A 20,169-nucleotide genomic window follows, 5' to 3' on the forward strand; every position below is an offset into this window, starting at 1 on the left:
CAGTCCAACAGACAACATGCTGGCTCGATTTTGCCCGAGAATGCCATACGCCAAAAAACCTCTGGCTATGCGTTCACGCCCGCAGTATGCGATACAGTACGGCGGGGGCCGGAGATTGTGCTTTGTAGGAGTGATCGGCCGCGAATGTCTTCGTGTCCGCACTTCGCTGTTGCTGATGTCCGAAAGCCTGGAGTCTAGTACTATCCCATGAATTCTTACCTGGAAGCTGTGTTCGGACTCAGGCCGGAGATGCGGCGTGTCTTCATCATGGTCCAGGACGTGATCATGGTCCTGGTCGCGGTGGCGCTTAGCCTCGTTTTGTCGCGGTCGGACCTTTCGTTCGATGCGCTGTCCACCGAGGGGCTGGCCACCTGGGCGAGCATCGTTCTCATCGGCCATCTGCTGTTCCGGTATTGCGGGCTCTACACCACGGTCTGGCGTTTTGCCTCGACGCCGGACTTTTTCAACATCCTGAAGAGCTGCGCGATTTTGACGCTCACTCTTTACCTGGTTTCGCTGCTGGTTCGTTCTTTCCAGCCCGTGCAAGGGCTCAACGAGCGCCAGTTCATCGTTTTTCTGCTGGTCTCCTTCACCATCATATCCGCGCCCAGGCTGTTCTACCGCTTCCTGCGCGACGGCGCGAGTTGGGGCATCTTGAATCGCAATGCCGATAGAACGCGGACCAAGCAGGCATTGTTCGTCGGCCGGCTCGGCGAGGCCGACCTGATCATCCGCTTCACACGCACGGCGCAGCCGGCCGACCACTCGATCGCCGGCATCATGGCGACCGAGCAGGGCGCGCCGCTGGGCACGCGGATCCAAGGCGTTCCCGTGGTGGCGACCCGACCGCGCCTGATCGAGGTCCTCGAGGACTATACATCCGGCACCCAAAGCCTCGATCTCCTGATTTTCGGCAGCGGAGCCGAGCATGAGATCGAGGAATATTCGGAGCTTGTCCGCGTCGCGCGGCATGCCGACATCGCGGTCGTCCAGTTCTCGGGACTCTCGCAGCTGGGCCATGAGGGAAAGCTCGTTCTCGACGCGGTCGAGATGGAGACCATCCTGCGCCGCCAGACGGTGCCGTCCGATATCGAGCGCATCGGCGCCTTCGTCGGCGGCAAGCGGGTCCTGGTTACGGGAGGCGCCGGGTCCATCGGCCGCACGCTGGTCAAGCGGTCGCTGGAACTGGGGGCCGAGGCGGTGCTGGTCGCCGACAACTCCGAGTTCGGCATCTTTCAGTTGAGCCAGTATGTCGAGGAGAAGGACCACGACCGTCTCAAGGTCCGCATCGTCGATGTCGCGGACCGGCGCCAGATGACGCGCGTGGCGACGGAATTCAAGCCCGACATCATCTTCCATGCCGCGGCGCTGAAGCACGTGCCACTGCTCGAGGAGAACTGGGAATCGGCCATCCAGACCAATGTCTTCGGCACGCTCGTCTGCGCCGAGGTTGCCGCCAAGTGCGGGGTGGCGCAATTCGTCCTGATATCGAGCGACAAGGCCGTCGATCCGTCATCCGTGCTCGGCATGACAAAACGTGCCGCCGAACAGATCGTCAGCGCCTTGCACGGAACAGCGGCCAGCGAGCCGACCGGGCGCCGCTCCGCCACCAAGTTCATAGCCGTCCGGTTCGGTAACGTCTTCGGCAGCAACGGCTCGGTGGCGACCATATTCCAGGCGCAGATCGAGGCCGGCGGGCCCGTCACCATTACCGACCGGCGCATGACGCGCTATTTCATGACTGTCGCCGAAGCCGTCGACCTGGTCATCATGTCCGCCGCCGACGCCGCGTCGCGCCCGGCCGGCCAGGATTACGCCGTCTACATGCTCGACATGGGCAAGCCGGTGCCGATCCTCGAAGTTGCCGAGACGATGATCCGCATGGCGGGAAAGAGCCCATACAGCGACATTCCGATCCGCTTCACCGGCATACGGCCAGGTGAGAAGCTTCACGAGACGCTGCACGGCGAAGACGAGGAACTGGTCGAACTCAGCACCTCGAAGATTTTTGGCCTGAGCACGGATGTCGCGCAGTGGCCCGATGTCCAGGCCGCGCTAGCCGCGCTGCAGCAATCGATGAAGGGGCAGGACAAGGCAAGCTCGCTCGCCGTCCTGGCGGACCTCGACCGTACGACGAAGACAAGGGCGCACGCACGGCTGATCCCGAAGACAGCCGGCCAGGCGAGTTAGAGCAATTTGCAGCCTGGGCGGAAACGTTTGGCGTCGCAAAATCCGCTTAACAACAGATGGGCGCGATTTCGTGGATCTGAAAACCTTACAAGGTGTTTGACATTCGTGGATAGGGCAGATCTGCGCATCGCGGTCCTGATGGGCACGAAAGACGGCGCCGCTTTCATCGATGAGCAGTTGCAGTCGCTGCTCATGCAGTCGCACCCCTTGATCGATCTGTGGATCTCCGACGACGGCTCCGTCGATGGCACCACTGCCATTGTCGAGGCATGGAAACCTCGCTGGTCCAAGGGTCGAATGACCCTGATGGAAGGCCCGCGGCAAGGGTTCGCCGCCAATTTCCGGTCGATGCTCCTCGATCGGCGCATCGATGCGGACTGCTATGCATTCAGCGACCAGGACGACATCTGGGAACCCGACAGGCTGGAAAGCGCCATCACCTGGATGCAGGCATTCGACGCAGAAATCCCGCTCATGTTCTGCTCGCGGACCGCGACCATGACCGAAACAGGAAGCCTGGTCGGCCATTCGCCGCTGTTTCGGCGGCCGCCGTCCTTCCGCAACGCGCTTGTTCAAAGCATCGCCGGCGGCAACACCATCCTGCTCAACCGCACGGCGCGCGATCTGCTGGCCACGGCTTCTGCGCGGAGCGGCTTCGTCAGCCACGATTGGTGGGCCTACCTGATTGTCACCGGGGCCGGCGGGCTCGTCCGCTACGATCCGCGACCGCTGGTGCGCTACCGGCAGCATGCGGCGAATTTGGTTGGCGCCAATGCATCGTGGCAGGCGAGAATCTCGCGGCTTGGCCGCCTGTTCAAGGGTGACTTTGCCGGCTGGACCGATCTCAATCTTGCCGGCCTTGCCGTCAATCGCGACTTGCTTACCCAGGATGCCGCGGCATGCGTCGACCTGTTCACAAATAGTCGGCGAGGCGGTCTTTTCCGCCGCTTGGATGGTTTGCGCAAAAGCGGCGTCTATCGCCAGACTTTTGCCGGGACGCTGGGGCTCTACCTCGCATTCATCCTGGGTCGCATCTGAACTTCGAACGGCTGCAAGGCGCGCTTGGTCAAGAGGGGTCCTCATGCTACGTCGGCCGGATTGACCAGCTTCGTCCGCGCATTGCCACGGGGAGCTTTGACCAGGAGCATAGTCGGCCGTTCATGACGACAGCCAAGCAAATCTTCGACGTCGCCGGTGCAACGCTGCTGCTGATGGTCACATCCCCCGTGCTGCTGCTCGCCGTGCTTGCCGTCCGGGCATCATCGCCCGGTCCGGTAATTTTTTCCCAGACGCGGGTCGGCCGCGGCGGTGTGCTTTTTCGCTGCCACAAACTGAGGACGATGTATCAGGGAACGCCGTCATTGCCCTCGCACGAGGCGCCGGCGAATGCCGTGACGTCCGTCGGAAAGGTCTTGAGAAAATTCAAGCTCGATGAGCTGCCACAGTTCTGGAACGTCCTGAAGGGCGAGATGAGCCTGGTCGGGCCGCGTCCCTGTCTGCCGACCCAGACGGAACTGATCGAGTGTCGCGAGCGGCTGGGGGTCTCGGCGGCACTTCCCGGCATTACCGGCCTGGCCCAGATCAAGGGTATCGACATGTCGAACCCGCAGCTTTTGGCCGAAACCGATGCAGCCTATCTCAAGGCAGCGTCGTTCTGGCTCGATCTTCGGATCCTGGTTGGAACGCTCTATCGAAGTTGAGCGGCCCAGCGCAAGCCGGTTCGTTGGAACGACCATGGTCAAGCAAGAAACTGCGATTTGCCGAGCCGTGCCATCTCCGCCAGCCGCTCCAGCGTGCCGTTTTCAGGCGTCCAGCCCTGGGATATCAGCAGGGAAGGGTCGCATGTCTGCGTCGCGGTCATGCTGTCCCAAAATGTCCGCTTGCCCAGCAGGACGGCGGCCGCCCGCATCAACTGGGCCGGCATGGGCATCAGGCGCGCCGGCCGTCCGAAGCCGCTGCGATAAGCGCCGACAATGGCGCCAACCGAAACCGGCGGCACATCGCTGGCACCATAGACCGGATGCAGTGGTCCCGGATGCATCAGCAAATGCCGTACCGTTCGGGCGGCCGATAGCGATGACAGCAGCGAGCGGGTTCCTGTCAGGGCGCCGGTCGGCAGCGGCAGGGCGGTATCGGCCAGGCGCATCAGCGTCGCCAGATTCCCCTTCATGCCGGTTCCGTAGACCGGAGGCAGGCGCAATACGGTGGCATCCGGACGGCCGCGCGAGGCATAGGCGTCCAGCACCCTGATCTCGCCTTCGCGCTTCGAGCGCCCATAGGCGCATTGCGGGTCGGGGATCGTCTCTTCGTCGATCGTTGCGCTGACCCGCGCGCCGATCACGGCCCGGATCGAGGACAGGTGGATGAAGCGTCCGCTCACCTGCGTGGCAGCGGCATGCGCCAGCCGCGCGGTCAATTCGGCGTTGGCTGCCTGAAAGTCGGCCTCGGTGGCATTGCCTTGATCGTTGTTCAGGCCCGCGCAATGGACGACATGCGTCACATCCTTGGTAAGCGCGGCAAAAGCCGCGTCCGGCGCATCGAAATCGGGCATAAGCACCGCATCGTCCCCGGAGCCAAGCCCCTCGGGGCGGCGGGAGGCGAGGCGAAGCTCGGCACCAGCCTCGCGAAGCTGGCTGACGACAACGCGCCCGATGAAACCCGTCGCGCCGGTGACCAACACTTTCATTGTCCAGCCCGCAATGGCTATCGAGCGGCTGATGGAAGAGCCTGCTCTTCCACCCTTGACGCTTGCTCTTCCGGCAGTGGGGCCTGATGTCCGCAGGCAAGATATGTTCCCGACACCAGGAAGACCATCAGCACCGAGTCCAGAATGTCATGGCCGACCAGAATGCCGGTCATCCCACCGGTCAGATAAACGATCACCGCGACGACGATCATGGTGGCGCCGAACTGCTCGATCGGATCGACGCTGTTGCGCAGCACCACGGCGGCATTCCTGGCGGCAACGACAAAGATCGCCGCAAGCGTTACCGCGCCCAGAATTCCTGCCTGCACCAATGCAGTCAGAAAGCCGTTGTGGAAATGATTGAAGCCTGCGTCCATCGCGAACTGGTCTTGGAAACCTTGCTTTATCAAAAGCTGGGTTGCACCCACTCCATGTCCGAACAGGGGCATCTCCCGGAACGCCTTCAGGCCGATCTCCCAGAGCGCGACACGCATCCCCAACGAGGTGTCGTAATTGCCGTGCACGCCAAGCGTATCCCAGTCGGAGCGCAGAAAGTCGAGGCGCCCGGATATCGTCTGGAAGCCGAAAGCAGCGATCACGATGCCGACCGCCGCCAGCAGTAGCAGCAGGCGGACGGCATTCATCTCTCTCAGCTTCTGCCGGTTGATCATTAGAACGGCGATGCCGGCAATCAGCAGCGCCAGCCAGATAATGCGCGACCCGGAGTAGATGATGGCGATCGTCCCGCAGAGCGAGGCGCAGACGAGGGCGCCCCCGCGCTTCTCGATATCCGACACGGCGCCGGCCATGCAGACCATCACGGCAAGGCACAGCACCGTGGCGAAGATAATCGCATTTCCGGCTCCGCCCTCGGCCCTCATCCCAAGCCAATATTGCTGAATGATCGCCAGCAGCAGCGCGGCAAAACACGCCGCCATGCTGCTCAGCACGATAATGCGGACAAGCACTGCCTTCTGCGTGATGCTCCAGGTCGAATAGGAGAGCGGGAAAAACAGCAAGGTTACCAGCGGGATGAGGTGGGAGGCGTCCCGGACGATCGAATTGTTGACGATGGAAGCGATCAGATTGGCTGCGCAATAAGCATAGATCGCGACGGTCAACGCCATCATCGCCCGGTCGATGTTGAAATGTCTTTTCCTGACGGCAATCAATAGGGCCGATGCCAGGCCGCCGCCATTGAACACGAAGCTGACCACCGATCCCAGGATCGGCGGGAAAAGGAAGCAAATGATGGAGAAGTAGATATTGACCCGAGAAGCCGTGAATTGCTGCCTGATCGACGAAAGCCGGTTCAATTGTCTTGCCCGCTATTTTCTGGAAGTTTCATAAAGCAGAGGGAATCGAATGGTTCCGGTCGAAATTGCCCATGCCTGATGACGCATTTTTCCCTCGTTCAGAGGCTGGTATAACGGCCGGGCTCCGTTTTCGATAGTGTTGGGCTGATCGTCACGGAAAAATCGGCAACGGCGCCAGTAATCCGGGATGGCGTTCGGCGGGATGCCTTGGTTCAACTAATATTTTCCCGTCGCTTTCCCGGCCATCAGCCTAGCGGGCAGAAATTTCCGGGTTTTGGGGCGCCCATGGAAAATTCATTCTCGAACCCACGGTGGCGCGCTCGTCTTGCATTGTTCTCGACTGCGGCGATCTGCTAGAACGCCCGCACGGAACACATTATCCAGAAGCGAAGCTTGAACCGGGCGCAAAGGCCCCGACGATCTGACGCAAGGTCTTCTGTCGCACGAGAGAACACTCACAGTCCATGACAACAGCGCTTACGCATCTGCAGCGGCTAGAGGCCGAGTCCATCCACATCTTTCGCGAGGTTGCGGCCGCCTTTGCCAAGCCGGTCATGCTCTATTCGGTCGGCAAGGATTCATCCGTGCTGATGCATCTGGCGATGAAGGCGTTCTATCCCGCCAAACCGCCGTTCCCGTTCCTCCACGTCGACACGACCTGGAAATTCCGTGAAATGATCGCCTTTCGCGATCAGATGGCGCAGAAACTCGGTTTCGACCTGCTGGTTCACGTCAACGAAGACGGCGTGCGCGACAATATCAATCCGTTCGACCACGGCTCGAACACCCACACCCATGTGATGAAGACCGTGGCGCTGCGCCAGGCGCTCGACAAATACGGTTTCGATGCCGCCTTTGGTGGCGCCCGTCGCGATGAGGAAAAGTCGCGCGCCAAGGAGCGCATCTTTTCCTTCCGCAATGCGCAGCACGTCTGGGACCCGAAGAACCAGCGGCCCGAAATGTGGAAGATATTCAACACCCGCATCGCGTCCGGTGAGTCGATCCGCGTCTTTCCGCTGTCGAACTGGACCGAACTCGATATCTGGCAATACATCCTTCAGGAGGATATTCCGATCGTGCCGCTCTATTTCGCCAAGGAACGGCCGGTGGTAGAACGCGATGGCATGCTGATCCTCAGGGATGACGAGCGTATGAAACTGCGCGCCGGCGAGGTTGTCGAAAACCGGCTGGTGCGGTTCCGCACGCTTGGCTGCTATCCGCTGACCGGCGCCATAGAATCGGATGCCGACACGCTCGAAGCCATCGTTGGCGAGATGTTGACCGCGCGCACGTCCGAACGGCAAGGCCGCCTGATCGACCGCGATGAATCCGGCTCGATGGAAAAGAAAAAGCGCGAGGGGTATTTCTGACCATGCGCCACATCATGGCAAAGAGCCTGGCACCGACGGACGGGGTCCGCGACTATCTGGCGGCGCAGGAGAAGAAGTCGCTGCTGCGCTTCCTGACCTGCGGTTCTGTCGATGACGGCAAGTCGACGCTGATCGGGCGGCTGCTGTCCGACACCAAGCAGATTTTCGAGGACCAGCTCGCCGCGCTCGAACGCGATTCGCGCAAGCACGGCACCACCGGCGACGACGTCGATTTCGCGCTGCTGGTCGACGGGCTCGAGGCCGAACGCGAACAAGGCATCACCATCGACGTCGCCTACCGCTTTTTCGCCACGCCGAAGCGCAAGTTCATCGTCGCCGACACGCCCGGCCATGAACAGTACACGCGCAACATGGCGACCGGCGCCTCGACCGCCGACCTGGCGATCGTGCTCGTCGATGCCCGGCAAGGGGTGCTGCGCCAGACGAGGCGTCATTCGATCATCGCCTCGCTGCTCGGCATCCGCCACATCGTGGTGGCTCTCAACAAGATCGATCTCGTCGATTTCGACCAGGCGGTCTTTGACCGCACCGTTGAAGACTATCGCCGCTTTTCGCGCGATCTCGGCTTCCAGACCATCGTGCCGATCCCGATGTCGGCCCGCTATGGCGACAATGTGAGCAGCCGCTCCGAACGCCTGCAATGGTATTCCGGTCCGACGCTGATCGAGCATCTCGAAACGGTGTCGGTCGAAGAAGCCGCCGCGGAGCTGCCGCTGCGCTTTCCGGTCCAGTACGTCAATCGCCCCAATCTCGACTTTCGCGGCTTTGCCGGCACGATCGCCTCCGGCTCCGTCGCGCCCGGCGACGAGGTCGTCGTCGCCAAATCCGGCAAGGCCTCGCACGTCAAGCGCATCGTCGCCCAGGGAGGCGATCTCAAACACGCGGTCGCCGGCCAGGCCGTCACGCTCGTTCTCGACGACGAGGTCGAGGTCTCGCGCGGCAACATGCTGGTTTCGCCCGCCGCGCGGCCGCAGGTCGCCGACCAGTTCGCCGCCAACATCGTCTGGTTCGACGAGCATGCGCTGCTGCCCGGCCGCTCCTACATCCTGCGCACCGAGACCGACCAGACCAGCGCCACCGTCACCGATCTCAAATACCGGATCAACGTCAACGACTTTGCCCATGAGGCGGCCAAATCGCTGGAGATGAACGAAGTCGGCATCTGCAACATCTCGACGCGGGCGCCGATCGCCTTCGACCCTTTCGCCGAGAACCGCATCACCGGCGCCTTCATCCTGATCGACCGGATCAGCAACGCCACCGTCGGCGCCGGCATGATCCTGCATTCGTTGCGCCGCGCCGAGAACATCCATTGGCAGTCGCTCGATGTCGGCAAGCGCGTGCGCGCCGACATGAAGAACCAGCGGCCGGCGGTGTTCTGGTTCACCGGCCTGTCCGGCTCGGGCAAGTCGACCATCGCCAATTTGTTCGAGAAGAAGCTGTCCGCCACCGGCCGCCACACCTATATCCTGGATGGCGACAATGTCCGTCACGGCCTCAACCGCGATCTCGGTTTCACCGACGCCGATCGCGTCGAGAACATCCGCCGCGTCGCCGAAGTGGCCAGGCTGATGGCCGATGCCGGGCTGATCGTCATCGTCTCGTTCATTTCGCCGTTCAGCGCCGAGCGGCGCATGGCGCGCGAGTTGATGGCCGATGGCGAGTTCATCGAGGTGTTTGTCGACACGCCTTTCGAGGAATGCGCCCGGCGCGATCCGAAGGGCCTCTATGCGCGGGCGTTGAGCGGCGAAATCAAGAATTTCACCGGCGTCGATTCCCCCTACGAAGCGCCGCAACACCCGGAAATCCATCTCGAGACGCTCGGCAAATCGGCCGAAGAGATGGTAGATACCTTGGAACACTGGCTGAACGAGCGCGACATTGCCGAAGACCAATACGACAGCGGCGGCGGCATCTGACGACGGGCCGATGCTCGAAATCTTCGAGCAACTGGCCCTGGCGGCCGGCCGCGAGGTCATGCGTGTGTTCCATGCCGGCTGCGCGGTCGACCGTAAGTCCGATGCTTCGCCGGTGACCGAGGCGGACCGCGAGAGCGAGAAGATCATTCTCGCCGGGCTGCGCGCCGCATTCCCCGACATTCCGTGCGTGGCCGAGGAGGAAGCGGCGGCCGGCATCATGCCGCCAGATCTTGGCGACGCCTTCTTCCTGATCGACCCGCTCGACGGCACCAAGGAATTCGTCAACCGCCGCACCGATTTCACCGTCAACATCGCCCTTATCCGCCATGGCGTGCCGGAAGTCGGCGTCGTCTTTGCGCCTTGTACCGGCCGGTTCTTTTCCGGCCGGCCGGGTAGGGCGGAAACGATCGAGGTCAGTGACGATTACCGGATCGTCGGCCGCCGGCCGATCTCGGTGAGGACAGCCGTGACACCGTTGGCCGTCGTTGCCAGCCGCTCTCACAACACCCCGGAAACCGAGGCCTATATTCGCGACCTCGGTGCCGCCGAGATCGTCTCGGTCGGCTCGTCGTTGAAATTCTGCCTTCTCGCCGGCGCCGAGGCGGATGTCTACCCACGCTTCGGCCGCACCATGGAATGGGACACGGCGGCCGGCGACGCGGTGCTGCGCGCGGCCGGCGGCATGACACGCACTTTGGACGGCCAGCCGCTCGCCTATGGCAAACGCAATCAGGCCGACGACGAAGATTTCGCCAATCCGCATTTCATCGCCAGCGGCAAGGCAGGGGCGGGCCCCGTCTAAGGCCGGCCAACTGTTACTCGGCCGCAGCCTGCGCCGAATTTGAGCCGACATAGTTGCGGATCGTTTCGATGATCCGGTCCTGGTCGGCTTCGCTGAGATACGGATGCATCGGCAGGCACAGGATCCGCTTCGGCAGTTCCTCTGAAACGGCAAGACCGGTCGGCGTGCGCGGGTAGTCGCGATAGGCGACTTGGGCATGCAGCGGCTTGACGTAGTAGATGACCGACGGAATGCCCTTTTCCGTAAGATGTGCCTTCAGTCCGTCGCGCTTGGGCGTCTCGATCGCGTATTGCGCCCAGGCCGAGCGGCTGCCGTCCAGATTGCGGGCGGCGGTAACGATGTCGCCAAGCCCTTCGGCATAACGGTTTGCCACCACCTGGCGCGCGACCATCTCGTCCTCGAGAATAGCCAGCTTCTCGATCAGGATCGCCGCCTGTATCGTGTCGAGCCGTGAATTGATGCCGACGCGGACATTGTCATATTGCGTCTCGCCCTTGCCGTGGAAGGCGAAGGACCTGAGCTGCTCGGCCAGCGCATCGTCATTGGTGAACATCGCGCCGCCATCGCCATAGCAGCCAAGCGGTTTCGCGGGATAGAAGCTGGTCGAGCCGACCGCGCCGAACGAGCCGCACATCTTGCCGTCCGCCGAACCGCCCATCGACTGGGCGGCATCCTCGATCACCATCAGATTCTCGCGGTTGGCGATCGCCAGGATCGCCTCGTAGTCGGCGGCAAGGCCGAACAGATCGACCGGGATGATTGCCTTCGGCTTCAGCCGGCCTTCCTTCTTGATCATCGCGATGGCCGCTTCAAGGCTGGCGACGTCGATATTGTAGGTCTTGGGATCCACGTCGACGAAAACCGGTTCTGCCTTGGCCAATGCCACCACTTCGGCGGTGGCGGCGAAAGTGAAGCTCGGCACGAACACCGCGTCGCCCGGGCCGATGCCGGCGGCAAACAGCGGCAACAGCAGCGCATCGGTACCGTTGGCACAGGCCACGACATGCTTGGTGCCGACATAAGCGGCGAGCTTGTTCTCGAATTCGGTGACCTGAGGTCCCAGGATATAGCGGCCTTCCTCGACGACACGGTCGATGGCGGCCTTCAGCCGGTCGCGGATTCGTTCGCGCTGTGCGCCAAGATCGATGAACTGCATGTCGGCCTCGAACGGTTTGACCAGAGTAGGCGGTTTAGCCAGATAACGGCCCGCTGGTACCAGAGTTGTGCCTGCCGAGAAAGCCGGGCAGGCAGAGCCGCGAATTGCGCAAATATCGCGGCTGTTACCTTTATATCCCGGCGGACCTTCGCTGGATGCCGCAAATCCGGGCTCCGTCGGGCGCGATGCGGCCTTTATAGTCCTGGGAATCGGCTCTGCGAAACATAAAGTGATCGACGGGCTCAACTTATATTGAACAGCGGCTCAGCCGATCTCGCGCCGCCAGGGCGGGTTGGCGCCAGCCCGCGATACGGTTACCGCCGCCGCCTTGGCCCCCAGCGCCAACGCCTTGCGGATGGCGTCTTGCGAAAGCGCGGCGATCGCTGACTTCGATAGCAGCCCTTGTTCATGCAATGAGGCGAGAATGCCGGCGTTGAACGTGTCGCCCGCGCCGACCGTGTCGACCACTTCGACCTTTTCCGGGATCACCGTGACGGCGTGGTCCCTGCTGTAGCCGACCGCCCCATCGCTGCCATGCGTGACCACGATGAGCTTGGGGCCGCGGTCGAGCCAATTGCGCACGACATCCTCATGCGAGCCGGCTTCCCCGAACCAGTTGAGGTCCTCGTCCGATAGTTTCACGATATCGGCCATCGCCATCATGGAGCGGATGCGCCTGAGGTGCTTTGCCTTGTCAGGGATGAAGTTCGGGCGAATGTTGGGATCGAGCATCATGACGCGGCCAGCGTGCTCGCGCCGCATCAATTCCTCATAGGCACTGCCGGCTGGCTCAGAGATCAGGCTGATGGCACCGAACAGCATGGCCTCGATCTCGCTGCCGAGTTGCGGCAGGTCGTCGACCGTCAGCATGCGCCCGGCGGTGTTTTCGTCATAGAAGGTGTAGGTCGCCTGACCATTGTTCAGCCGAACGAAGGCGAGCGTAGTAGGGCGAGGGGAGGTATGCGCATAGGTGGAACTGACGTTGCTTGCCCCCAGCGCCTCGCGGAGCTGGCCGCCGAACAGGTCCGACGACAGGCCGGAAAAGAAGCCGGCCGGCGCGCCCAGACGGCCGAGCGCGATGGCCGTGTTGAACACCGCGCCGCCGACATAGGGAGCAAAGGCCGGCTCACCCAGCGTCGTGGTGCGCGGCAGCATGTCGATCAGGGCTTCGCCGCAGCAGAGGATCATGGCTACTTGGTCTCCGGCGGATAGATCACGCCCTTGCGGATGATGATGTTGGCGTAGAGCCTAGGCTCGCCTGTCGCGACGATGGCATGTGCCGATTTGACCCGTGCATAGAAGTCGGCGCCGGCCAGCGCAACCACCTTGCGGCCCGGCGCGCGCTTGGCGCAGATCGCTTCCATCTCATGGTGGACGGAATCGGCGAGCGAAGGGTCGCCTTTTACCGACGCGCGAAACAGCGCCTCCGGCACGGCGTCGTCCACCGGGAGAACGCTCAATATTGCGTCGAGCACCGGCAAGAGATGATGACCATCGGCCCGGATGAGCCGGTTAGCCTGGTCTTCCGCGGGGTAGTTTCCGTCGACGAGGGCAATCTCGTCGCCATGGCCCATGGCGCGCAGTGTCGCCAGAAGCTCCGGGCCGAGCAGCGCCGGGATTCCGATCAGCATTCACACGCTCCTGGAAATCGTCGTCGAACCGATAAGGAAGCGTTCGGAAAGCGGCAGGCTGGCGCCGCCTAGCGCCCGGGCATGAATGCCCACGCTTCCCTCGCGAACGGCTGGAAGTTTCAAACCTTCGCCGTCGATCGCCGCGATAGCGGCGATGACGGCGTCGACCAGCCGGCGGCGTACCGCCTTCGGCATCCAGCCGTCGATCACCGCGGCCTCGAAATCGATGACCGAGGATGCCGCGACGATGGCATAGGCGAGCGCCTGCGAGGCGACGGCGATCCAGTCGTCGAGCTCGGCGCCGATCTCGCCCCAGTCCTCCGGCGACGTCCACAGATGCGAGGCCTCGATGCCGCGCGCATTGAGCGCCTTTTCGAGCATGGCGATGGAAGCGACATCGATCAGCTGGGTCGGCTTTCCATCGGGTCCGGGTACAGGCATGGAGCCCAGCGCACCGGCATTGCCGGTCGGGCCACCGAACAGGCGGCCGTTCAGCACGATGCCGCCGCCGGCGAAGGCGCCGATATAGAAATAGACGAAGTCACGCGCGGCACCTGCCTGCCCGAAGACCAGTTCCGCGCCGCAGGCCGATGTGGCGTCGTTTTGCAGATAGACTGGAAATTCGCATTGCGCCTGGATGTCGGCCCTGATGTCGCGATGACGCCATTCGTCCATGACGTCGCGCGGCGCGCCGGCGGTATCGGCCCAGTTCCACAATTCGAACGGCATGGCGATGCCGAGCCCGGCGATACGCTTGTCCTGCGCAGGCGTCAGTTCGCCGCGCATCTGCCGCATGCCGTTGGTGACGAATTCCACGGTCTCGCGCGGTGCCGGATAGCGGTAGGAATGCTGCAGCATCGAGCGCACATTACCGAGAAAGTCGATCAGAACGAGCTCTGCGCTGCGGCGGCCGATCTTGAGGCCGATGAAGAAGGCGCCTTCGGAATTGAGCGCCATCGGGATCGAGGGTTGGCCGATCTTGCCGCGCATCGGCGCCTGACGGACGAGGAGGCTTTCTTCCTCGAGTTCGCGCATGATGACGGAAACCGTCTGCGCCGAAAGTCCGGTCATGCGGGCGATGTCGGACTTCGCCAGACTGCCGTGCTGGCGCACCAGCGAGAGCACCAGCCGCTCGTTGTGGTCGCGCATGCCGCTCTGATTGGTGCCGCGGTGAATAAGGCTCTCATTCACATCGGGCGAACCGTGCCTGGCGGTCTCCACCCTGTTCCTCCCGTCGTTTCCCCGCAATGCTTTTGGGCCAGAATGAGTGAACGAAGCAAGGCTGTCAATAATAAATAAGAGTGATTTAATTATTGACAGAGGCCGCGCTCTGGTGTTCTGTTGAAGCAGCGTCCACGCTGGGAGAAGTTCGTTGGATGCGCCGTAGATGCCGGTTGGCCGGCATCCGGGATGGTTCCACTGGGAGGAAGATCGTGACCAATACAAAACTGTTGAAGTCCACCGTTTTCGCGGCGGCCGCTCTGGGCCTGATGGCATTTGCATCGTCCGCATCCGCAGCCGGTGTCGGCGCCTGCCTGATCACCAAGACAGACACCAATCCCTTCTTCGTGAAGATGAAGGAGGGCGCCGCCGCCAAGGCCAAGGAGCTTGGGGTCGACCTCAAGACCTATGCCGGCAAGATCGACGGCGACAGCGAGAGCCAGGTAGCGGCCATCGAAAGCTGCATCGCCGACGGCGCCAAGGGCATCCTGATCACCGCCTCCGACACCAAGGGCATCGTGCCGACGGTGAAGAAGGCGCGCGACGCCGGTCTGCTGGTGATCGCCCTCGATACGCCGCTCGATCCGATCGACGCGGCCGATGCGACTTTCGCGACGGACAATCTCGAAGCCGGCAAGCTGATCGGTGCCTGGGCCGCCGCCACGCTCGGCGACAAGGCCAAGGACGCCAAGATCGGCTTCCTCGATCTGACCCCCTCGCAGCCGACCGTGGACGTGCTGCGCGACCAGGGTTTCATGATGGGCTACGGCATCGACGTGAAGGACGCCAACAAGATCGGCGACGAGAGCGATCCGCGCATCGTCGGCCATGACGTCACCAATGGCAACGAGGAAGGCGGCCGCAAGGCGATGGAGAACCTTCTGCAGAAGGACAGCACCATCAACGTCATCCACACCATCAACGAGCCGGCCGCTGTCGGCGCCTATCAGGCGCTCAAGGCCGTCGGCCTCGAAAGCCAGGTGCTGATCGTCTCGGTCGACGGCGGCTGCCCTGGCGTGAAATCGGTTGCCGAAGGCGTCATCGGTGCGACGTCGCAGCAATATCCTCTGCAGATGGCGGCTCTCGGCATCGAGGCGATCGCTGCTTTCGCCAAGGACGGAACGAAGCCGAAGCCGACCGAGGGCAAGAATTTCTTCGATACCGGCGTCAATCTCGTGACAGACAAGCCGGCCAATGGCGTGAAGTCCATCGATACCAAGGAAGGCCTCGCCAAGTGCTGGGGCTGATGCCGGTCTGACCGGTAACAACAAACCGAAGCGGTCTGGGCTTGATCCCCGGCCGCTTCGGGTGGACGATGGGTCGCGTAACCGCGAACAATCCCGGCGGCAGACCGGAAAGCGTGGACGGCCTCAGTGCGTGGCTGAAGCCCTACGGGGAGGAAACATGGCTCAAACTCAGGAATTCGAGAAGGTTCTCTCGGGCAGCGATACAAGCGTTGCCGCTTTCGACGAGCATAAATCGGCCGTCAGGCGCATCCAGCACTTCCTGCATTCGACACCGGCGGCGGTGCCGCTGATCGTGCTGGTTCTCGCGATCATCATCTTCGGCCTCACCATTGGAGGGCGGTTCTTCTCGTCCTACACGTTGACGCTCATCCTGCAGCAGATCGCCATCGTCGGCATTCTGGGCGCCGCGCAGACCCTGGTCATCCTGACCGCCGGCATCGACCTGTCGATCGGCGTGATCATGGTGATCTCGGCAGTCATCATGGGCAATTGCGCGGTCAGTTACGGCCTGCCGAGCGTGCTCGCCGTGGCGATCGGGCTTGCCGCCGGCGCGGCCTGCGGGCTGCTCAACGGGGTGCTGGTCGCCTATATGAAGCTGCCGCCCTTCATCGTGACGCTCGGCACCTGGAATATCGTCATGGCCACGAACTTCATCTACTCGGCCAATGAGACGATCCGCGACACCGATGTCGATATCCAGGCACCACTGCTGCATCTGTTCGCCCTGAGCTTCAAGGTCGGCACCGCGGTGCTGACGGCCGGCGTCATTGCCATGGTCGCGCTGGTGCTGCTCCTCTGGTACGTGCTCAACCACACGGCGTGGGGCCGCCATGTCTATGCCGTCGGAGACGATCAGGAGGCGGCGAAGCTCTCGGGCATCCAGACCAAGAAAGTGCTGATGACGGTCTACACGCTTGCCGGGCTGATCGCCGCTTTCGCTGCCTGGGTCTCCATCGGCCGCAATGGTTCGATCTCGCCTTCGGCTGCCGTCACCGACTACAATCTGCAGGCGATCACCGCGACGGTGATCGGCGGTATTTCTCTTTTCGGCGGGCGCGGCTCGATCCTGGGCACGCTGTTCGGCGCGATGATCGTCGGCGTCGTCTCCATGGGCCTCAACATGCTGGGCGCCGATCCGCAATGGAAAGTGCTGCTCACCGGTGGTTTGATCATCGGCGCCGTGGCGGTCGACCAATGGATCAGAAAGGTTTCGGCATAACCATGACCCAGGAACCCATTCTCACCGCTCGTGGCCTGGTCAAGCGCTATGGCCGCGTCACCGCTCTCGACAATGCCGACTTCGACCTCTACCCCGGCGAAATCCTCGCTGTCATCGGCGATAACGGCGCTGGCAAGTCGTCGCTCATCAAGGCGATTTCAGGCGCCGTCGTGCCCGATGAAGGCGAAATCCGGCTTGAAGGCAAACCCGTCGCCTTCAAGTCCCCGATGGAAGCCCGAGAATCCGGTATCGAGACCGTCTACCAGAACCTGGCGTTGTCGCCGGCATTGTCGATCGCCGACAACATGTTTCTTGGCCGCGAGATCCGCAAGCCCGGCTTTGTCGGCCAGTGGCTGCGCATGCTCGACCGCCCGGCGATGGAGAAGCGCGCCCGCGACAAGCTGACCGAACTGGGCCTGATGACGATACAGAACATCAGCCAGGCGGTTGAGACGCTCTCGGGTGGCCAAAGGCAGGGCGTGGCCGTAGCGCGCGCCGCCGCCTTCGGCTCGAAAATGGTCATCATGGACGAGCCAACGGCAGCGCTCGGTGTCAAGGAGAGCCGTCGCGTGCTGGAACTGATCCTCGACGTGAAGAAGCGCGGTCTGCCGATCGTGCTAATCTCGCATAACATGCCGCATGTCTTCGAGGTCGCCGACCGCATTCACATCCATCGCCTTGGCCGACGCCTCTGCGTCATCGACCCCAAGCAGTACACGATGTCGGACGCCGTCGCATTCATGACCGGCGCCAAGACGCCTCCCGAAGCGGCGCTCGCCGCCTGACTGCCAAATTGCCGCAGGGTCATTCCGGCGGTCTCGCTGTCTAAATCGATTGAACATATCGAAGGATGCACTACCATGGGCTGGGAGGAATGCTGAAAGCCGGTATGATCGTGGCAACCGCACGAGAGGTAGCATGACGCGCGCGATGACATCCGAACCCCTTCCGCCCCTCCTTGAAAATCCTGATCCAAAGACGCTCGCAAGGGAAGTCTTGATGGCCCTCAAATACAGGGTCGGCAAGGATACCACCGTCGCGACCCAGTACGACTGGCTCACCGCCTCGATCAAGGTCGTGCGCGACCGCATCGTGGACCACTGGATGCAGGCGACGAAAGAGGCCTACGACCAGAAGGAAAAGCGCGTCTACTACCTGTCGCTGGAGTTCCTCATCGGCCGCCTGATGCGCGACGCCTTCTCCAATCTCGGCCTGATGGACAATATGCGCGAGGCGCTCTCGTCTCTGGGTGTCGATCTCGATCTCATCGCTGCGCTCGAGCCGGATGCCGCCCTCGGCAATGGCGGCCTTGGCCGGCTCGCCGCCTGCTTCATGGAAAGCATGGCGACCGTCGACATCCCCGCGCATGGCTACGGCATTCGCTACGCCAACGGCATGTTCCGCCAGGAGATCCATGACGGCTGGCAGGTCGAGCTGCCCGAAACCTGGCTCGACCACGGCAACCCCTGGGAGTTCGAACGGCGCGAGCGTTCCTTCGAGGTCGGCTTCGGCGGTTCGGTGGAATCGGTCACGTCGAAGGACGGTCGACTCGAACGCCATGTCTGGAAACCGACCGAGCACGTTCTGGCCGTCGCCTACGACACGCCGGTCGTCGGCTGGCGGGCGAACCGCGTCAACACGCTGCGGCTGTGGTCGGGCATGCCGGTCGATCCGATCCTGCTCGACAAGTTCAACGCCGGCGACCATATCGGCGCGCTGGCAGAGAGTAACAAGGCGGACGCGCTGTCGCGCGTGCTCTATCCCGCCGATTCCCACATGGCCGGGCAAGAGCTCAGGCTGCGGCAGGAATATTTCTTCTCCACCGCCTCGCTCCAGGACATCGTCCAGCGTCACCTCAGCCAGTATGGCGACCTGAAATCGCTGCCAGACAAGGCGGCGATCCACCTCAACGACACCCACCCGGCGATTGCCGTGCCCGAGCTGATGCGCCTGTTGATGGATGTCCACGGCATGGATTTCGATCAGGCCTGGAGCATCACCAAGCGCACGTTCGGCTACACCAACCACACGCTGTTGCCCGAGGCGCTGGAAAGCTGGCCGGTGCCGCTGTTCGAGCGGCTTTTGCCGCGCCATATGCAGATCGTCTACGCCATCAACGCCGAAGTGCTTTTGGAAGCGCGTGCCTCCGACCAGTTCTCGGACGAGCAGATCAGCCGCATCTCGCTGATCCAGGAAAATGGCGACCGCCGGGTGCGCATGGGCAATCTGGCCTTTGTCGGTTCACACTCGATCAACGGCGTCTCGGCGCTGCACACCGATCTGATGAAGGAGACGGTGTTTGCCGACCTGCACAAGCTCTATCCCGACCGCATCAACAACAAGACCAACGGCATCACGCCACGGCGCTGGCTGATCCAGTGCAATCCCGGGCTGACGTCGCTCGCCCGCGAGGCGATCGGCGACCGCTTTCTCGATGACATCGATGCCATCAAGGGTCTTGACGCCTTCGCCGATGATGCCGCCTTTCGCGACAAGTTCGCCGCCGTCAAGCGCACCAACAAGGTGCGGCTGGCCAATCTCGTCGCCGACCGGCTCGGCATCAAGGTCGATCCCTCGGCGCTGTTCGACATCCAGATCAAGCGCATCCACGAATACAAACGCCAACTCCTCAACATCCTCGAGGCGATCGCGCTCTACGATCAGATCCGCTCGCATCCCGAGCGCGACTGGATGCCCCGGGTGAAATTTTTCGGCGGCAAGGCGGCGCCCAGCTACCACAACGCCAAGCTGATCATCAAGCTGGCCAACGACGTCGCCAGGGTCATCAATCGCGATCCGGCCGTTCGCGGCTTGCTGAAAGTGGTTTTTGTGCCGAATTACAATGTCAGCCTGGCCGAGATCATGATGCCGGCGGCCGATCTTTCCGAACAGATCTCCACCGCCGGCATGGAAGCGTCGGGCACAGGCAACATGAAATTCGCACTCAACGGCGCGCTGACCATCGGCACGCTCGACGGCGCCAATGTCGAGATCAAGGAGTGTGTCGGCGACGACAACATCTTCATCTTCGGCCTGACCACCGCCGAGGTCGCCGAGCGGCGCAACAATGGCTACAATCCGCGCGGTGTGATCGAAGCATCATCCGAACTGGCACAGGCCGTGGCCGCTGTTTCGTCGGGCGTCTTCTCGCCGGACGATCCCGACCGCTACCGCGATCTCATCAATGGGCTCTACCAGAGCGACTGGTTCATGGTCGCTGCGGATTTCGACGCCTACGCCGCTTGCCAGCGCGACGTGGACGCAGTCTGGCGCAACAGCCCGCAATGGTATGCCAAGGCGATCCGCAACGTCGCACGGGTCGGCTGGTTCTCGTCCGACCGCACGATCCGCCAATATGCGAAAGACATCTGGAACGTACCTGTCTGATGTG

The 20,169-nt window shown here is 62.5% G+C and carries 16 protein-coding genes; 10 read left to right on the forward strand and 6 right to left on the reverse strand.

Annotated elements, in window-relative coordinates:
- Positions 1–207: 207 nt before the first annotated feature.
- The 3 genes from NKI49_RS08560 to NKI49_RS08570 all read left to right on the forward strand — a co-directional run bounded on the left by NKI49_RS08560 (position 208) and on the right by NKI49_RS08570 (position 3,890).
- Complete coding sequence (locus NKI49_RS08560; RefSeq protein WP_352599434.1) at positions 208–2,190, forward strand: SDR family NAD(P)-dependent oxidoreductase; 1,983 nt, start codon at positions 208–210, stop codon at positions 2,188–2,190.
- Between the two features lie 105 nt (positions 2,191–2,295).
- On the forward strand, positions 2,296–3,228 hold the full coding sequence (locus NKI49_RS08565) for a glycosyltransferase family 2 protein (RefSeq protein ID WP_352599436.1): 933 nt from the start codon (positions 2,296–2,298) through the stop codon (positions 3,226–3,228).
- 122 nt (positions 3,229–3,350) lie between these two features.
- Positions 3,351–3,890 carry a sugar transferase gene (locus tag NKI49_RS08570; protein ID WP_352599438.1) on the forward strand — a complete coding sequence of 180 codons (540 nt, stop codon included), beginning with the start codon at positions 3,351–3,353 and terminating at the stop codon, positions 3,888–3,890.
- Between the two features lie 38 nt (positions 3,891–3,928).
- On the opposite strand, the gene NKI49_RS08575 is transcribed toward NKI49_RS08570, so the two are convergent.
- Positions 3,929–4,876 carry an NAD-dependent epimerase/dehydratase family protein gene (locus NKI49_RS08575; protein WP_352599440.1) on the reverse strand — a complete coding sequence of 316 codons (948 nt, stop codon included), beginning with the start codon at positions 4,874–4,876 and terminating at the stop codon, positions 3,929–3,931.
- Between the two features lie 17 nt (positions 4,877–4,893).
- Entirely contained in the window at positions 4,894–6,192 is a 1,299-nt protein-coding gene (locus NKI49_RS08580) for an O-antigen ligase family protein (protein ID WP_352599442.1), read from the reverse strand.
- 464 nt (positions 6,193–6,656) lie between these two features.
- Here NKI49_RS08580 and cysD point away from each other — a divergent pair, with 464 nt between their 5' ends.
- From cysD to cysQ, 3 genes are read left to right on the forward strand one after another with little or no spacing between them, the layout of a single operon-like run.
- Positions 6,657–7,562 (forward strand): sulfate adenylyltransferase subunit CysD, encoded by a 906-nt coding sequence (cysD, locus tag NKI49_RS08585; protein ID WP_027022876.1) that lies wholly within the window; start codon positions 6,657–6,659, stop codon positions 7,560–7,562.
- Positions 7,563–7,564: 2 nt separating this feature from the next.
- A complete protein-coding gene (gene cysN, locus NKI49_RS08590; RefSeq protein ID WP_352599445.1) occupies positions 7,565–9,502 on the forward strand; it encodes a sulfate adenylyltransferase subunit CysN in 1,938 nt (645 codons plus the stop codon).
- Between the two features lie 10 nt (positions 9,503–9,512).
- Positions 9,513–10,304 carry a 3'(2'),5'-bisphosphate nucleotidase CysQ gene (gene cysQ / locus NKI49_RS08595; RefSeq protein WP_352599743.1) on the forward strand — a complete coding sequence of 264 codons (792 nt, stop codon included), beginning with the start codon at positions 9,513–9,515 and terminating at the stop codon, positions 10,302–10,304.
- A 13-nt stretch (positions 10,305–10,317) separates the two neighbouring features.
- Here the strand turns inward: cysQ and NKI49_RS08600 are convergent, their stop codons facing one another.
- The 4 genes from NKI49_RS08600 to NKI49_RS08615 form a co-directional block, all read right to left on the reverse strand.
- Positions 10,318–11,460, reverse strand: a complete 1,143-nt coding sequence (locus NKI49_RS08600; protein WP_352599447.1) for a DegT/DnrJ/EryC1/StrS family aminotransferase — start codon at positions 11,458–11,460, stop codon at positions 10,318–10,320.
- A gap of 264 nt (positions 11,461–11,724) precedes the next feature.
- The gene (locus tag NKI49_RS08605; RefSeq protein WP_352599449.1) at positions 11,725–12,648 is read right to left on the reverse strand and encodes a carbohydrate kinase family protein; all 924 of its coding nucleotides are present in this window, start codon (positions 12,646–12,648) and stop codon (positions 11,725–11,727) included.
- A gap of 2 nt (positions 12,649–12,650) precedes the next feature.
- Positions 12,651–13,091 carry an RbsD/FucU family protein gene (locus NKI49_RS08610; RefSeq protein ID WP_352599451.1) on the reverse strand — a complete coding sequence of 147 codons (441 nt, stop codon included), beginning with the start codon at positions 13,089–13,091 and terminating at the stop codon, positions 12,651–12,653.
- Positions 13,092–14,312 carry an ROK family transcriptional regulator gene (locus tag NKI49_RS08615; RefSeq protein ID WP_352599453.1) on the reverse strand — a complete coding sequence of 407 codons (1,221 nt, stop codon included), beginning with the start codon at positions 14,310–14,312 and terminating at the stop codon, positions 13,092–13,094.
- 269 nt (positions 14,313–14,581) lie between these two features.
- Between NKI49_RS08615 and NKI49_RS08620 the strand changes: the two genes are divergently transcribed.
- The 4 genes from NKI49_RS08620 to NKI49_RS08635 all read left to right on the forward strand — a co-directional run bounded on the left by NKI49_RS08620 (position 14,582) and on the right by NKI49_RS08635 (position 20,165).
- Positions 14,582–15,559, forward strand: a complete 978-nt coding sequence (locus tag NKI49_RS08620; protein WP_502899492.1) for a sugar ABC transporter substrate-binding protein — start codon at positions 14,582–14,584, stop codon at positions 15,557–15,559.
- 157 nt (positions 15,560–15,716) lie between these two features.
- The gene (locus NKI49_RS08625; RefSeq protein ID WP_352599455.1) at positions 15,717–16,778 is read left to right on the forward strand and encodes an ABC transporter permease; all 1,062 of its coding nucleotides are present in this window, start codon (positions 15,717–15,719) and stop codon (positions 16,776–16,778) included.
- A gap of 2 nt (positions 16,779–16,780) precedes the next feature.
- Positions 16,781–17,563, forward strand: coding sequence for an ATP-binding cassette domain-containing protein (locus tag NKI49_RS08630; protein ID WP_352599747.1), 783 nt, complete (start codon positions 16,781–16,783; stop codon positions 17,561–17,563).
- 133 nt (positions 17,564–17,696) lie between these two features.
- Positions 17,697–20,165 (forward strand): glycogen/starch/alpha-glucan phosphorylase, encoded by a 2,469-nt coding sequence (locus NKI49_RS08635; protein ID WP_352599457.1) that lies wholly within the window; start codon positions 17,697–17,699, stop codon positions 20,163–20,165.
- The last annotated feature ends 4 nt before the right edge of the window (positions 20,166–20,169 follow it).

Origin of the sequence: Mesorhizobium sp. M0587 (assembly GCF_040320945.1) — a bacterium.
Lineage (GTDB): Bacteria > Pseudomonadota > Alphaproteobacteria > Rhizobiales > Rhizobiaceae > Mesorhizobium.

What these genes read in the sequence shown, in the direction of transcription:
- NKI49_RS08560 (WP_352599434.1), top strand. Translation starts at nt 208, where the DNA reads ATGAATTCTTACCTGGAAGCTGTGTTCGGACTCAGGCCGGAGATGCGG.
- NKI49_RS08635 (WP_352599457.1), top strand. Translation starts at nt 17,697, where the DNA reads ATGACGCGCGCGATGACATCCGAACCCCTTCCGCCCCTCCTTGAAAAT.
- cysQ (WP_352599743.1), top strand. Translation starts at nt 9,513, where the DNA reads ATGCTCGAAATCTTCGAGCAACTGGCCCTGGCGGCCGGCCGCGAGGTC.
- NKI49_RS08630 (WP_352599747.1), top strand. Translation starts at nt 16,781, where the DNA reads ATGACCCAGGAACCCATTCTCACCGCTCGTGGCCTGGTCAAGCGCTAT.
- NKI49_RS08600 (WP_352599447.1), bottom strand. Translation starts at nt 11,460, where the DNA reads ATGCAGTTCATCGATCTTGGCGCACAGCGCGAACGAATCCGCGACCGG.
- cysN (WP_352599445.1), top strand. Translation starts at nt 7,565, where the DNA reads ATGCGCCACATCATGGCAAAGAGCCTGGCACCGACGGACGGGGTCCGC.
- NKI49_RS08620 (WP_502899492.1), top strand. Translation starts at nt 14,582, where the DNA reads ATGGCATTTGCATCGTCCGCATCCGCAGCCGGTGTCGGCGCCTGCCTG.
- cysD (WP_027022876.1), top strand. Translation starts at nt 6,657, where the DNA reads ATGACAACAGCGCTTACGCATCTGCAGCGGCTAGAGGCCGAGTCCATC.
- NKI49_RS08570 (WP_352599438.1), top strand. Translation starts at nt 3,351, where the DNA reads ATGACGACAGCCAAGCAAATCTTCGACGTCGCCGGTGCAACGCTGCTG.
- NKI49_RS08625 (WP_352599455.1), top strand. Translation starts at nt 15,717, where the DNA reads ATGGCTCAAACTCAGGAATTCGAGAAGGTTCTCTCGGGCAGCGATACA.
- NKI49_RS08575 (WP_352599440.1), bottom strand. Translation starts at nt 4,876, where the DNA reads ATGAAAGTGTTGGTCACCGGCGCGACGGGTTTCATCGGGCGCGTTGTC.
- NKI49_RS08610 (WP_352599451.1), bottom strand. Translation starts at nt 13,091, where the DNA reads ATGCTGATCGGAATCCCGGCGCTGCTCGGCCCGGAGCTTCTGGCGACA.
- NKI49_RS08605 (WP_352599449.1), bottom strand. Translation starts at nt 12,648, where the DNA reads ATGATCCTCTGCTGCGGCGAAGCCCTGATCGACATGCTGCCGCGCACC.